General features: G+C 38.9%; 14 protein-coding genes. 1 reads left to right on the top strand and 13 read right to left on the bottom strand.

Features of this window, described 5'->3' with window-relative positions:
- Positions 1-27: 27 nt before the first annotated feature.
- The 9 genes from CD33_RS18415 to prsW form a co-directional block, all read right to left on the bottom strand.
- Positions 28-288 (bottom strand): DUF2768 domain-containing protein, encoded by a 261-nt coding sequence (locus CD33_RS18415; RefSeq protein WP_235863143.1) that lies wholly within the window; start codon positions 286-288, stop codon positions 28-30.
- An 84-nt stretch (positions 289-372) separates the two neighbouring features.
- Complete coding sequence (locus CD33_RS18410; protein WP_036203612.1) at positions 373-1,383, bottom strand: NAD(P)H-dependent glycerol-3-phosphate dehydrogenase; 1,011 nt, start codon at positions 1,381-1,383, stop codon at positions 373-375.
- Between the two features lie 22 nt (positions 1,384-1,405).
- The gene (gene der, locus CD33_RS18405) at positions 1,406-2,716 is read right to left on the bottom strand and encodes a ribosome biogenesis GTPase Der (RefSeq protein WP_036203609.1); all 1,311 of its coding nucleotides are present in this window, start codon (positions 2,714-2,716) and stop codon (positions 1,406-1,408) included.
- A gap of 265 nt (positions 2,717-2,981) precedes the next feature.
- Positions 2,982-4,127 carry a 30S ribosomal protein S1 gene (rpsA, locus tag CD33_RS18400; protein WP_036203606.1) on the bottom strand — a complete coding sequence of 382 codons (1,146 nt, stop codon included), beginning with the start codon at positions 4,125-4,127 and terminating at the stop codon, positions 2,982-2,984.
- A gap of 126 nt (positions 4,128-4,253) precedes the next feature.
- The gene (gene cmk / locus CD33_RS18395; protein WP_036203603.1) at positions 4,254-4,928 is read right to left on the bottom strand and encodes a (d)CMP kinase; all 675 of its coding nucleotides are present in this window, start codon (positions 4,926-4,928) and stop codon (positions 4,254-4,256) included.
- A 134-nt stretch (positions 4,929-5,062) separates the two neighbouring features.
- A complete protein-coding gene (locus CD33_RS18390; RefSeq protein ID WP_036203601.1) occupies positions 5,063-5,713 on the bottom strand; it encodes a flagellar brake protein in 651 nt (216 codons plus the stop codon).
- A 176-nt stretch (positions 5,714-5,889) separates the two neighbouring features.
- The gene (locus CD33_RS18385) at positions 5,890-7,179 is read right to left on the bottom strand and encodes a PepSY1/2 domain-containing protein (protein ID WP_036203598.1); all 1,290 of its coding nucleotides are present in this window, start codon (positions 7,177-7,179) and stop codon (positions 5,890-5,892) included.
- A 12-nt stretch (positions 7,180-7,191) separates the two neighbouring features.
- Positions 7,192-7,977: a spore cortex-lytic enzyme gene (sleB, locus tag CD33_RS18380; protein WP_036203595.1), complete on the bottom strand. Its 786-nt coding sequence runs from the start codon at positions 7,975-7,977 to the stop codon at positions 7,192-7,194.
- Positions 7,978-8,119: 142 nt separating this feature from the next.
- Positions 8,120-8,794, bottom strand: a complete 675-nt coding sequence (prsW, locus tag CD33_RS18375) for a glutamic-type intramembrane protease PrsW (RefSeq protein ID WP_036203592.1) — start codon at positions 8,792-8,794, stop codon at positions 8,120-8,122.
- 84 nt (positions 8,795-8,878) lie between these two features.
- Between prsW and CD33_RS18370 the strand changes: the two genes are divergently transcribed.
- Positions 8,879-9,847 (top strand): asparaginase, encoded by a 969-nt coding sequence (locus CD33_RS18370; RefSeq protein ID WP_036203589.1) that lies wholly within the window; start codon positions 8,879-8,881, stop codon positions 9,845-9,847.
- A 114-nt stretch (positions 9,848-9,961) separates the two neighbouring features.
- On the opposite strand, the gene CD33_RS18365 is transcribed toward CD33_RS18370, so the two are convergent.
- From CD33_RS18365 to CD33_RS18350, 4 genes are all read right to left on the bottom strand, one after another.
- A complete protein-coding gene (locus CD33_RS18365) occupies positions 9,962-11,794 on the bottom strand; it encodes a V4R domain-containing protein (protein WP_036203586.1) in 1,833 nt (610 codons plus the stop codon).
- A 218-nt stretch (positions 11,795-12,012) separates the two neighbouring features.
- The gene (locus CD33_RS18360) at positions 12,013-12,981 is read right to left on the bottom strand and encodes a YpdA family putative bacillithiol disulfide reductase (protein WP_036203583.1); all 969 of its coding nucleotides are present in this window, start codon (positions 12,979-12,981) and stop codon (positions 12,013-12,015) included.
- A gap of 116 nt (positions 12,982-13,097) precedes the next feature.
- Complete coding sequence (locus tag CD33_RS18355; RefSeq protein WP_036203580.1) at positions 13,098-13,874, bottom strand: metallophosphoesterase; 777 nt, start codon at positions 13,872-13,874, stop codon at positions 13,098-13,100.
- Positions 13,875-14,094: 220 nt separating this feature from the next.
- Entirely contained in the window at positions 14,095-14,733 is a 639-nt protein-coding gene (locus CD33_RS18350) for a LysM peptidoglycan-binding domain-containing protein (protein WP_036203577.1), read from the bottom strand.
- Between the last annotated feature and the right edge of the window lie 19 nt (positions 14,734-14,752).

Here is a 14,752-nt window from a genome sequence, read left to right as displayed (position 1 = left end):
TTTAGAAGCTTATACTATGTATATAATTTAGTTCGGCCATGTCAAAACTACGAGCACCATGAGGATGGAACCGATTGCAAAAATGACAAAAGCGATTAATCGCAAAACCAAAGATAGACACCCGTTGTTTACCCACTTTCTTGTAATTCCCACAATCAGTACAGATAACAACATGGCACCAATTGAATAAAATGAAACCCACATGACATCCAAGGCATGCATCGTTGCAAGTGGTCCCCTCGCCGTTTGCAGCGCTAGGTAGTCCATGGAAGATAACAAATTTTGCAAGTTGGAAACTCCTTTCACAAGAAGAGGAGGTAAACGTACTACCTCCTCATACCCTTTTATTCCGAATGAAGCATGATGACAAAATTAGTAAAGATCAATCTCACGTTTTTTCATTCGAATCATCAATTCATCCACCGCTACTTTTGGTTCTTTCTCATTGAATAAAATCTCAAAAAGTGCCGTAGTAATCGGCATCGGTACGTCATATCTTTCAGATAACTGATGGGCCGCTTTTGTTGTACGCACCCCTTCAACCACCATCCCAATTTGAGACAGCACCTCATCAAGTTTCAAACCTTTGCCAAGCATGTTGCCTGCTTTCCAGTTCCGTGAGTGGACACTTGTACAAGTTGCAATTAAATCACCCATACCAGTTAAACCGGCGAAAGTAAAAGGATTTCCGCCCATTTTCACACCCAGTCGAGTGATTTCTGCCAATCCCCTTGTAATAAGCGCAGCTTTTGCATTATCTCCATAATCAAGGCCATCTGAGATCCCGGCAGCCAGGGCGATCACATTTTTCAATGCCCCTCCCAGTTCCACTCCCACTACGTCGTCGTTCGTGTACACTCGGAAGTAGTTATTCATGAATAGGTCCTGAACCTTTTCAGCTGCGTCCAGATTACTGCAAGCTGCCGTAATTGTTGTGGGATGATGCAAAACGACTTCTTCCGCATGGCTGGGCCCTGAGAGGACGACTATTTCCTCTACTATATCCGGTGAAAGGCTCTCAGATAGAATTTCGGAAATACGCATAAGCGAATCCGGTTCAATTCCTTTCGATACATGGACAAACAATTTTTTATCCTTTAGGAACTGTTCCATTGAGCCGCAGACTTCACGAATGGCCTTTGTAGGCACCGCTACAACCATGATGTCTGAATGATGGATCGCTTCTTCTAGATTGCTCGTGGCAACGAGTTTCTCTGGCAATTGGATATTAGGTAAATACTTTTGATTTGTATGATGTATATTGATTTCATCCGCTTGTTCTCCACGATGTGTCCAAACAAGCGTATCATGATTATTACCAGCCAGTACTAGCGCCAATGCCGTGCCCCAGGAGCCCGCTCCTAAAACCGTAACATTTTCCATATTCTCTCCCCCTCAAAGTCGATTAGTCGCGTGCTCTTGCGATTAATCGAATTGGTGTTCCCTCAAAGTCAAAGGTTTCACGAATTCGGTTTTCAAGGAATCGTTCATAAGAGAAATGCATTAATTCCGGATCATTTACAAATGTAACGAAAGTTGGCGGCTTAATTGCCACTTGTGTTGTGTAATAAATCCGTAAACGTTTCCCATGATCAGATGGTGCCGGATTACGTGCTACTGCATCTTCAATCACTTCATTTAAAATTGACGATTGGATACGCATTGCATGATTTTCGCTAACACGCTGAACAATGTTCAAGATTTGATGTACACGTTGTTTTGTTTTCGCAGATACGAAAATGATTGGAGCATAATGCAAATATAAGAAGTGCTCGCGAATTTGCTGTGTATAATGTTTCATCGTTTTTTCATCTTTTTCAACAGCATCCCACTTGTTCACAACGACGATAACTGCCTTACCCGCTTCATGGGCATAGCCGGCAATTTTTTTATCTTGCTCTTGAATGCCTTCTTCACCGTTTAGAACAACTAAAACAACATCGGAGCGTTCAATGGCTCTTAATGCACGTAAAACAGAATATTTTTCTGTTGATTCATACACTTTTCCTTTTTTACGCATACCCGCTGTATCAATGATGACATATTCCTGATCATCATAAGTATAAGGTGTATCAATAGCATCACGCGTTGTTCCAGCGATATCGCTTACGATTACCCGTTCTTGTCCCAAGAATGCATTCACTAATGAAGATTTCCCAACATTTGGTCGGCCGATTAAACTGAATTTAATTGTATCTTCCGAATATTGCTCTTCTTCTTCCTTAGGGAAGTGTTTCGCACATTCATCGAGCAAATCTCCAAGACCTAAACCATGGGAACCTGAGATCGGGAATGGTTCGCCAAATCCTAAAGAATAAAAATCGTAAATCATTTCACGCATGTCCGGATTATCAACTTTATTTACCGCTAAAACAACCGGTTTTTTTGTTTTATATAAAATTTTTGCTACTTGCTCATCAGCTAATGTAACGCCTTCACGCCCATTTGTCATCAAGATAATTACATCGGCTTCTCGAATAGCAATTTCTGCTTGTCCGCGAATTTGTTCTAAGAAAGGTTCATCTCCTATTTCAATTCCACCTGTATCAATGATGTTAAATTCATGTGTTAACCAATCTGCCGAACTATAAATACGGTCACGTGTTACGCCTGGAATATCTTCCACGATTGACACGCGTTCACCAACAATACGGTTAAATATTGTGGATTTTCCAACGTTCGGACGACCTACGATGGCGATTACTGGTTTTGTCATCTGTACTTCATCCTTCCAAATTCTTATCTTTAGTATTATACACGAAAATATAAATTATATCATTTTTTCAATTCTAAGCAATTAATTTTGGAAAACTTAACCACCCGTCAAGACGAAACAACCCCACTGTCCAGCGAAAAAAAGTCAGCTATTTCCTCGATGAGAAGTTTTCTTTGCCAAACTAATTGAACTTAACTTGGTATGAACTTACTATTTGACTTCAACTAAAAAAGACGCACCTTTATGGTACGTCTCTTGCTTGGTTTTATTTATTTGTAAAACCTTTTAACTTGTCTCCAATTACATCACTCAACGAGAATCCAGTTGTTTCTTCAGGTAATTCATAGTCGAATTCTTCTTCTTTTTCGGGATTATTTTGAAGCTCTTTAATGCTCAAAGATAGTCGTTTTTCTTCCGCGTTTACATCCAATACTTTCACTTGTACCTCGTCGCCTTCTTTTAGTGCCTCGTGAGGTGTATTGATATGCTTATGAGAAATTTGCGAAATATGAACAAGCCCTTCAACTCCCGGGAATAGCTCAACAAAGGCCCCAAAGGATACTAAACGTCTAACTGTACCAGTCAGAATTGACCCCTTTGTCACCTGTTGTTCCACTTTTGACCATGGTCCAGGCAATGTATCCTTAATCGATAATGATATGCGCTCATTTTCTGGATCAACCGAAAGCACTTTTACTTGAACAGCCTGACCCTCTGATAAAACACTGCTTACATCATCTACATGATCATGTGAAACTTGGGAAATGTGGACTAAACCATCCACCCCACCGATATCGACAAATGCCCCAAATGGTGCTAAACGTTGAACTTTACCCTCTATTACATCACCAGCATGAATTTCGTCCAGTAAACGTTTTTTATTTGAAGCCTTCTGTTCTTCCAGGACAGCACGGTGTGATAAAATCAAGCGTCCTTTGTCTTTATCCAGTTCTGTAATTTTAAAAGTTAATGTTTTGCCTTTATAATCTTCGAAATCTTCTACGAAATGATCTTCCACAAGTGATGCAGGAACGAAGCCACGTACACCCAGATCAACCACTAGGCCACCCTTCACGACATCCTTCACTTCTGCTTCAAATACTTCTCCTGATGCAAATTGCTCTTCAAGCTTATCCCAAGCTTTTAACGCGTCAACTTTACGTTTTGATAATACAAAGTTTTCTTCTTCCACTTTCGTTATCATCAGCTCCAGCTCATCACCTACTGATACTACGTCAGAAGCTTTTTCAATGTGCAAGCTTGAAAGTTCGCTGATTGGTAAAATCCCATCGAAAGGAGCACCTTCAATAGAGATTGTCACTGCTTTTTCATCTACCTGTGCAGCAACACCTTTCACAATATCTCCTTCTTGAAACTCTTGGTTTGATCCTAAGTTCATTTCTTCAGACATATGTAACCCTCCTTCGCATCTTCCAATTTCTATTTTATTCTAAATAGTTCATAAAAACAAAAAATTTTCCTCTAATATCAATAATTTCATCAACTTTTTTCTAAAGTTGCACTTTTGAGTTTCATTTTACTCCATTTGCTGCTTTGCCAATTTTAGTATTTCCTCTGCCGCTTGTTCTATTGAAAGCTCGGTTGTATCTAGATAAATCGCATCTTCCGCCTGGATTAGGGGAGAAGCTTCCCTCTGGCTGTCCAGTTGATCTCGTAGTGCAATTTCTTTTTTTAGTTTTTCTATAGTCGAAGGTATCCCCCTCCGTTCATTATCTAGAAATCGGCGTTTTGCTCTTTCTTCTACAGAAGCGGACATGAAAATTTTCAGCTCTGCATCTTTTAATACATGTGTGGCGATATCTCTGCCATCCATTACGATTCCACCGAGTGCAGCTAATTCTTGTTGTTTTGCGACGAGAATTTCACGGATGCTTGCATGTGCTGCTACTTCGCTTACGTTTGTTGTCACCTCGTTTGAACGGATCGCTTCGGTTACATTTTTCCCATCAACAAAGACAAGTTGTCCATTTTGCGAAGGTTCTAAGATAATAGAAGTATCCAGCAACATTTTTTTTAGCGAGTTTGCATCACTTAAGTCTATGTTTAGAGACATAGCTTTATTCGTAACCGCTCTATACATCGCTCCAGTATCGATATAAGTGAAACCTAGATTTTCTGCTACAATTTTGGCGATTGTACTTTTTCCTGCACCCGCTGGTCCATCGATTGCAATTTGTATTTGTTTAACCATAAAATCCCTACTTTCCTACAACATTGTACCATATTCGATTGATGATACTCTTGCGATAAGCTTTCTTTTCCTATCTAAAAATGACCCAAAAGTTTGGAAATCAAACCTTTGGGACGCACCATTTGTTGGCTTATTTAATTCGCTTCCATTTTTCTTCTATTGGACAGTTGTCTTTCAAAACAGAAACGCACTATATATTGCTTATCTAGATCATCTGTCTCCATAAACTGAAGAGACGCTAACCTTACACGGTCTTTTTCAATAATCCGAATCAACTTTGCCGATGTTTTGACATAGCGAATTTCCCCATTGATAAAAGGCAGTGCAATCGTGAGGTTGACACTCTCATCCTCCATAAACGGCAGATCTTTATTCAGGTGTATTGCTACCCCGCCGGCACTTATATCATCCGTGACATATTGATAGAATTTATTATTATATTCTATCGCGATATCAACAGGTGTATTCACTCGCACAAACTCACGTCTCTGGATTTTCACGAACTCTTCCGCGGGAGGGCAAGACAACATGATGGTTGGAATGTTTCCTAATTTCCGCCCTAATACTTCTGTATTAAATGCATAACTAACTTTATCTTCTGCTGTATATGAGGCCCGAAATTGTGAACCGTCCACTAAAAAAGCAGTCTTATTTGTAACAGTATTAACCGGATAGTCAATATATAGAATGGTATTATCTTGTTCTACAATTTTACACCGGAATTTTTCAACTCTGTCCGTATAGGTAGGTTCCAACATTAGCGTTGTCCCTAGTTTAAGTTGCATAATCTTCGCCTCGCACAATCATAATAGTTTAATTATGGCACGAATATGAATTTATTTCTATAAACATCATGATTTTTTACTTCATTCTCTTAGATATTTTGCAACAACTGCTAAAACGAATCTAAGAGAATGAAGTGAAAGAAGCTCTGTTAAAGATTACATTTTCCGGTGCACATTTACTGCATATACTCTACTTTTAAAACATCATGGTTCTCAGTATCGACAACTACCCTGAATGTCTCATTCAAATCGTTGTCAAAGCGCGCGATGACTTGATAACATTTTCTCAGTTGGAAAGCTTCATTTTCTGTGTAGATCAATTGTTCCTCTTCCACTTGTGTTCCAGGTCTAAAGAATGCCTTCCAATCAATCGGCACCACTTCTTGATCTTCATTTATCTCTTCTTTTTGAACATACTCCATAGCATTTAAACCTAGTAGTTCACCACTATCTTTCGAAATTTTCATTTGAACTCCATCCGCGTAAACCAACGCCTTATCCTCCCCAACTACACGAGCTAAAGACATATGCCACGCTTCATGGTTTTCACGCATTTCGACCAATTGCAAATCTGTATAACCTGCTTTATTTAAAATTTGAGTAACTAAATCCCGGATTTGCTGCTGCGTTATCCCCGTTTTTTCTTGAACTGGCCTTTCAGACAAGAAGGATAAAATATAACCGCCCTTTACGGTAATATCTGCATACCCAATACGGCTTCCTTTAACAAATTGGATATGATAGAAAGGATACGGAGCATTATCTTTGCTTTTCGTTACCGTATATGTCGCATCCTTGATGCCAGGTATAAGCGACTCCAATTTTTCAATCGCTTGATCTTTCGTGATTTCTTGATCATCCAAATTTTGAAGTTCTTTTTTCTTCAGCCAATCCGATTCACTCGCTGTTAAAGGAAAATCGGTTTCACCATAGGTTTTTAAATTTGCCGCAACGGTTTTGAAAGGCGAGTCATTTGCTTCTTTTTCAGCAACAGAAGCCCATTCGCTAATACTGGCATCATTTTGGTAAAAGTTTGATGTCGCGACAGTCCATTCATCCGCCAAAGCTTGCAAATTCTGATTGACTAAAGGCATTCGCTTATGCCATGATTCAAAATCGTCGTTATCTGCGGCAAACTTGGCTTCTTCACCGATATTGCCAACATACCGCAACCATTCATTCGATACTTCCCTGCTTAATGGAAGGCTACTAATTGTTGAGCGAAATTCGTTACTGATTCGCCAAATATTATCCAATTCATTTTCCAGTGCTACTTCATCTTGGAACAACAAAGATTGAGATACTGATTGTTGTAAAGTCGATAATTTTTCAGATGCATTGGTCAACGAGTTTGTATATTGTGCGTGTATTGTCTGTTGTAAATGTTCATTATCCTTTCTCACTTCATAAGAGTATAAACCTAGCGCCAACACAGCGATGGAAAGTAAATAGATAGCACTCTTCATATTGTCCCTCCTTTAGTAGCAGAATATATGTTCACCAATTTGTTTTATTTGCGGTCTCGACCAAATCCACTTACTTGTAGCGGTAGCTGGATTAAAGTAATAAAGGGCGTTTTCTGTAGGATCCCACCCATTCATGGCATCCAATACCGCTTGTTTTGCCCTTTCGTTCGGAGTTAACCAAATCTGCCCATCTGCTACAGCTGTAAACGCACCCGGCTGGAATATAATATCAGAAATCGTATTTGGGAATTCCGCAGATTCCAATCGATTCAATATAACTGCAGCCACTGCCACTTGCCCCTCATATGGTTCACCGCGAGCCTCGCCATATACCGCATTGGCCATGAGCTGTAAATCCCGTTCGGAATACTTTACCGGAAGCTGCACATCTGTACTTTCAGAAGAACCTGCTCCTGCGCTAGTTTGTTGTGCCAGTGGGATCCCTCCATAATGAGTGAATCGATTTCCTTTCTCAATTTGTTCATGAACCCAGTCTCCATGATAGTCACTCACCCGCACTAAGGCATCTTTTGATTTTGTTCCCGCAATCCCATCGACCCCTAGTTCATATTGATCCTGGAAATTGCGCAAAGCCCAGTATGTTCCATATCCAAAAATTCCATCTATTTTCCCTTTATAGAATCCCAAATATTGTAATCGTGCCTGCAATTCAATCACATCATCCCCAAATGCGCCCCGTTCAATGGTTTGTCCCGAAAATGCTAATGGTTCATCTGGCTTTATTACCGCAAGTGTGCCAAATATTAAAATAACAGACATAAAAATACTTCTTACCATTTATTTCACTCCTTTCTCATAGCATGTAAAAAAGATTTGCTTTTATACGTTCCCGATAAGAAAAACATATAAAAAAAACTAGGAGTATCTTGCAAAAAAAAAAAAGCTCCCATTTTCATAAATTCAATGAAAATAGAAGCTGCTAAATTTTATTTTGTTCAAATAAATGCTGGACGAGATGCTGGTGAGCTAATTTTACTTTCCTTAATGCAAACCACCACAGGAAGAACATGAATGGTGCAATGAGATATACCCAATATCCTTCAAATGTCAGAATAGAGTTATATATAATATGTAAGAATAATGGTGCAAATAGGGAGAGTACTAAATACTCTGTTTGCTTATCATTTTTTGCAAATTTACTTTTTCCATAGTAATACCCCATGACAACTCCGAAAAGGGCATGACTGGAGACAGGTAATATCGCCCTCATCAGGGCAGTGTCTATTCCAAATGTGAGTAGATACAATACATTCTCTACGGTGGCAAATCCAAGCGAAACACTGGCTCCGTACAAAATACCGTCATAAGGATCGTCAAATTCCACGTGCCTGAAAATTAGCGTAAGAATGACCAGCCATTTAAAAAACTCTTCTAGCCCACTTGAAAATAGTACATTTGCAAGAAATGGATTCGCAATTGCTTCCTCTTCTTTTACCACATATTGTATAAACATGATGGGAAAGGTTATTAATGTCCCAAAGAAGAAAGATTGCAATAACGTCTTTCTTGGTTCTGTTGCCATTTGATTACGCAAGTAGAAATAACTCAACAAAGCTAGACCGGGAGCTACTGCAGCTGATAGCAATATAAACATAGGCTACACTCCTTCCATAAAAGCTCATTAATGTTATTATAACATTAGTAACTAAAGAAAAGATGGGTAAGAGAGGTTTTTCACATGAAGAAAAATATTTTATTAATTCACACTGGTGGCACAATATCCATGAAAATGAATGAAACAGGCGCGGTACTTCCGAACGAAAAAAACCCCCTTCTGGGTGTAAGCGAACAACTCGGCAAATACGCCAATATTGTTGAGATGGAAGCATTCAATCACCCCTCCCCCCACATTACACCAAAAGAGATGCTTTACTTACGCAACGTCTTAGTTGAACATGTAAAGGATAAGCCTGTGGATGGGGTGGTTATTACTCACGGAACAGATACATTGGAAGAAACAGCCTACTTTTTGGACCTAACCACAAAATATGAATTTCCAATCGTTTTAACGGGAGCAATGCGGTCATCCAATGAACTGGGTGCCGACGGTGTTTATAACTTGGTTGAAGCAGTACGGGTTGCTTGCAGCGTTGAGGCGAGAGATAAAGGTGTATTAGTTGTGATGAACGACGAAATTCATCAGGCATTCAACATTACTAAAACATCAACATCCAGTGTCAATACATTCCAAAGCCCTCAATATGGTCCTATCGGTTTAGTGACAAAGAAAACGGTCCATATACATCAAGCACCAATTAAGCGCCGTTATGTTGAAGTCAATTCAATCGAAAAACGTGTGGCTCTTTTAAAAGTATATGCTGGAATGGAAAGAGATTTGATTGAAGCAATCTTAACGTTGGGGTATGACGGTGTCGTTCTAGAAGGCTTGGGCCAAGGAAATGTCCCTCCAGATGTAGCCGTGGGTATCCAAAAATTGCTCCAGGCAAATATCCCGGTCATACTGGTATCCAGATGCTTCAACGGAATTGCTGAAGGCGTTTATGGCTATGAGGGCGGCGGAAAAAGCCTTGAAAATTGCGGGGTAATATTCGCTAACGGAATCAATGGTCAAAAAGCACGATTAAAACTGTTGATCGGCTTAAATCAAGAACGTACGCCGATTGATTTGAAGGAATTTTTTAATTAGAGCTTCCAGTCATAATTATGACAAATTTATAGAAAGAGGGTATTTTATCAGGATTTTTTCATCCGCTAAAATACCCTTCCTTTCATAACTTTCCACGTAGACTCCATCTAACTATCACACATCGATATCCCCAATTACTCTAAGGGCGTCCAACATGAGCAATAATTCATATGCGGCTCGTGGATCACGCAATTGTTGGTTTAAGAGTTTTTCAATCCTCGAAATACGGTAGAGCAAACCGCTCATTGATAAAGAAAGATCATTGCTGGATTGCTGTAAATTCCCACCGTTCAGCAAAAATACATACATAGTTTTCAATAATTCGTCTCTCTTCGAATCCTTTAATTGAAGAATCGGCTGCAATTCTTTTTGGGCTTTCCGACGTATGGTGGACATATTTTTTGAGTTGATTAAAGCACCTATCATGTTTGTTTCCTCATGGAACACAATGGGATCTTTTTTGTTTATTCTCAATACTTTTTGGGCTTCTTCCAGCCTTTCGGAGATGTGGGAAGTCGTTTCACTTTCATTGCTCAACCCTATACGGAAAATTCCTTGCCAATAGTCGTTTGATAAATAATTTATGATATTTTCCAAGTTGAAATGCAGTTCTTTCACTTTCGGCATCAACATGACGAGCTGATTTTCGTATTGGGTTATCAGGATCGTATAATTTTGCATTTCTAAATATCTTGTTATTGAGCTAAGCACCTGTTTTTGGAATTCGCCAATATTTGTGTCTAGCCCGTTCGGAGTAAACTGCAGTACAGCGATATAGAATGCCTTTTTCAGATCAATGCCCATGCTCGAACATTGATTAACAATACTGGACTCTGGTTGATAAGGCTTAGACAGTAACTGTTCCAATAAGTAGCCCTTTATCTTTGCCGCTTCCTTGATACTGGCCTTTTCAGCTAAAAACCAATCGGCAATTGAACTAGCTGCTCGCTGCAGCAACATGCTGTCCTTTTCAAACTCCACTGTTTTATCGGCATAAATAAAAGACATATACCCAATTGTCTCATTCTGTACAACAATTGGTGCAATTAAACGATTGTGCAACATCCCACGAATGATGTTGTTTTTATCATTGGTTGTTAATTTGGGTTTCCCGCAAATTTTCCTTGGCACAGATCCCAAAAAGTCCTCCTTCAACGCGTCGTAGGTATCTTTATCCATGCCTGCATAACACCTTGCTTGAAAATTTAAGTCCTCTATTGTGACTGGAATTTTCAGGATTCGGGATACAGTACGAGCTAATTCCTCAACGGAACGGCCTTCTGATGAATTCTTCGTCAATGTATCATGGAAAGTAGAAATTTTTTCAATATAGTTTTTTTGGTCAATCAATTGCTCATAACTGTGATTCAATTCATCCATGACACTTCTTTCTCTATACAACCCTATTTCCTCCAGCATATCCGGATCGTTATGCCACTCTTCTTCTATCCTTATTTCATAGGCACATTCATCATGACCCATGGCACGACATTTAACTTCTTTGCAATATACCTTTCTATTTGTCATCATCGTCACAAATCCACTGCTGATTCCGGCTTGTGTATGACACACAGGGGTAGTTGACAGACCAAAATTCTTTATATGCTCTTTAACCTCAATTGAATCCGTCCATTTCCCGGTTGAAAAGATATAGACAACTTTTCCATCCACATTCGTTTTTAAAGTTCGTTCTGCAGCCATTTTTGAGGTTTGTCCAGTTTGGATTTTTAAAAGATCCCCCTTTGTCAACATATCTTCAAGATTTGCTGGATTTTGCAGCCACTTCTTTGCATAGGCGACACCTAAATTCCACCCATATCTTAAAAGAAAGGCTTTCGCCCGCTTCATCCCCAAATTGCTTATTAACTCTTTTCTCAATAATCCCAAAGTTACGGAGGTAGTTGATATTTTTTTGTCAGAGTGATATATTGTGTCAGAATTTACCATAGTATCCTCCTATTCTATTGAAGCTTTATGAAATAATTATATTAACACTAACGACATAATATGATACTTAAAGAGAAAAAACTAGATATTTTCGAGAAAAAACGGTTTTATTTCTTTATCGATAATTATAACGCACTAAATTAAAATAGGTTGCTCAACAAAAAAACAATGAAATCAAAGCCATTACAGCTTTGTTTTCATTGTTTTACACGAACTATCTAATTTTCATTTGACAAAATATGCTTGGCAATAAAGCCCCCATGGAATTTCCCGTTTTCTATAAAAATTTCATTGGCATTATTGCCCGCAGCCAAAACTCCCGCTATATAGAGGTTCTTTATGTTCGTTTCCATCGTTTCCGGATTGTAGTTCGGTCTTCCTGTTTCCTCATCGATTGTTACTCCCATACTGCGTATAAACTGATGATTTGGGTGATAGCCCGTCATTGCAAAAACGAAATCATTTTCAATCACTTTTTCTTCACCGTCCACCGATAAAACAACTTCATTTTCTCTTATTTCTTTTACAACTGTGTTAAAGTGCATAGAAATTTCTTCATTTCTTACCAAGGAAGCAAATTCAGGCAAAATCCAAGGCTTAACCGATGTCGAATAGTCGCTCCCACGATAAGCCACTGTAATTCTTGCTTTTGCTTTATGTAGTTCCAAGGCTGCGTCCACTGCCGAGTTTTTCCCACCAATCACTAAAACATCTGTATCAAAGTAGGGGTGTGCCTCTTTAAAATAGTGCTGGACTTTTGGTAAATTCTCCCCAGGAATATTAAGATAATTTGGCTGATCATAGTAGCCTGTAGCCAGAATGACATAAGGCGTTTCATAAACTTCTTTATCGGTTATAACGGCAAAACGGCCGCTAGGTTCTTTTTTAACAGATTGTACTTTTTCGAAGCGATTTACCTGAATATTTTTCATCTTAACTACTTCACGATAGTAAACAAGCGCTTGGTTTCTTCGTGGTTTACGTTCCTCAATTAAAAACGGAACATCCCCTATGGCTAATTTCTCGCTCGAACTAAAGAAAGTTTGATGAGTAGGATAGTTATAGATCGCATTGACAATATTCCCCTTCTCAATAACGACCGGTTTTAGACCGATATTCCTTAGTTCAATCGCAGCGGATAATCCGCACGGCCCTCCCCCTACGATAATGGCATCCACATTTTGCATTCATTACATCTCCTTTAGAAAATCTCAATTTAAAACGATTCGCGAATCATTTCCTCTCTGTTAGCCGGACTTATCACCTGCAACAATTAGTATGTTAGATCGGTCTAATGCCGAATTTAAGTTTCCCGGTTATTTTCGCCTTCAAAACGTACGTCAATGATATGACACTGCGGCTTTGCGCCAAATCTTAAAGGGATTGCTGTTGTCCCGTAGCCATTGCTAATTAGCGTCGCTACTCCTTCGCGCATTGAAAAAGACCCATGAGGATGTATGCCATAGGGTCCAAATCTGATTTGTCCACCATGTAAATGTCCGCCCATCATGATTTTGGCTTTGTATTTTCGTCGGACATATGAAAAAACCTCAGGATTATGGGAGATAAAAAATACATGATCCATTTTTCCACACTTTTCGAAGGCTTGGTTGTACCGGGCATTTTTTGTGGATGTATCATCAATTGCACTTAGCCAACAGCGGTTACGCAAGGATGGTATCAAGGTTGAATCATTTTCAAGTATTGTGACGTTCATCTCGTCGAAGATTTTTCGTAAATTGTCTTCCCCAACTTCCCGATCATTATTTCCCCAAACAAAGTATATTGGCCCCAAATTTTGCAGCAAACGAATATTGTCATAGATCCTGCTGGTTGGTGTACGTTTATCGGCCAAGTCCCCGCCAATAATGACGGCGTCGATTTTCCCATCAATTTTCCGGAGCATTTTTTGATTAATTTTCCTTAAATGCACATCAGAAATAAAAAATAGAGATACTTTTTCCTTTTCTCCATTTAAAGTTACTTCATGGAATAGTATATTGTTTTCTGAAGCTTGCTTGAGCATAAAAAGTAAAAAAGCAAGTAAGATGACAGCCACGATGATAAAAAGCTCAAACACTCCAATTCCTCCTTCTGAAAATATAAAAAATGAACTCAATTTTTATGATTCATTATTTTCAACTGTCCCTTAAATTTTTCTTCATTATATTTTATCATATTCCTTCAGGTAATTACTTAAAATTGCCATGATCGTAGAGGTAGCTTAAATTTCACTAAAAAAAGACTAAAGGAATGGTTATACCATTCTTTTAGTCTACTCTAGAATCATTTTTTGCTCGTTACGGAATAATCAATGTTTGTCCAACAGATATACTGTTTGAAGAAAGATTATTTGCCGCCATGATTTTATCGACTCCACTCGCATCATTATAATACTTAAGTGCGATGCGGAATAAGTTTTCGTTCGGTTGTACAGTATGGGTCTTGCCACCTGGCTGCTGTTCTTTTTGTTTTTGCTCTTCTTGTTGCTTTGCAAGCTTCTCTTTTTCCAATTTGGCCTGTTCAGCTTTTTTAGCTTCTTCTTCAGCCTGCTTCGCAACTGCTGCTTCTTTCTCTTTAGCTTGTTCATTGCTATTCGTTGTTGAGTCAGCATCAGTTTGTTCTATTTTTGGTTCATCCGTCTCTTTATTGCTTGCGGAAACTGTATTGTTCTTTTGTACTTCTACAATCGAGCCATTCTCTTCCACTTCAGCCATGTCGGTATCTGCAGGCGTATAAAAGAATGAAACGTAAATTAATAAAGCAAAAGGAATACCCAATAGAACAAACAGCAAAATATTTAATAGTGGATTCTTTCTATTTTTCTTTTTCTTTTTTACTTTTTGACGTGAGCGTGACATTCTAGAGTTTTGTTGGTCTTCTAGTTCAATCGATTGACGATGCTCTTCAATTTTCTCTCTGTAATCTCCATTACTCATGAGTCCCACCTCCAACACT

The sequence above is a fragment of the Ureibacillus sinduriensis BLB-1 = JCM 15800 genome (genome assembly GCF_000772955.1).
Classification (GTDB): domain Bacteria; phylum Bacillota; class Bacilli; order Bacillales_A; family Planococcaceae; genus Ureibacillus; species Ureibacillus sinduriensis.
This window is presented reverse-complemented; position numbering and strand designations above follow the sequence as displayed.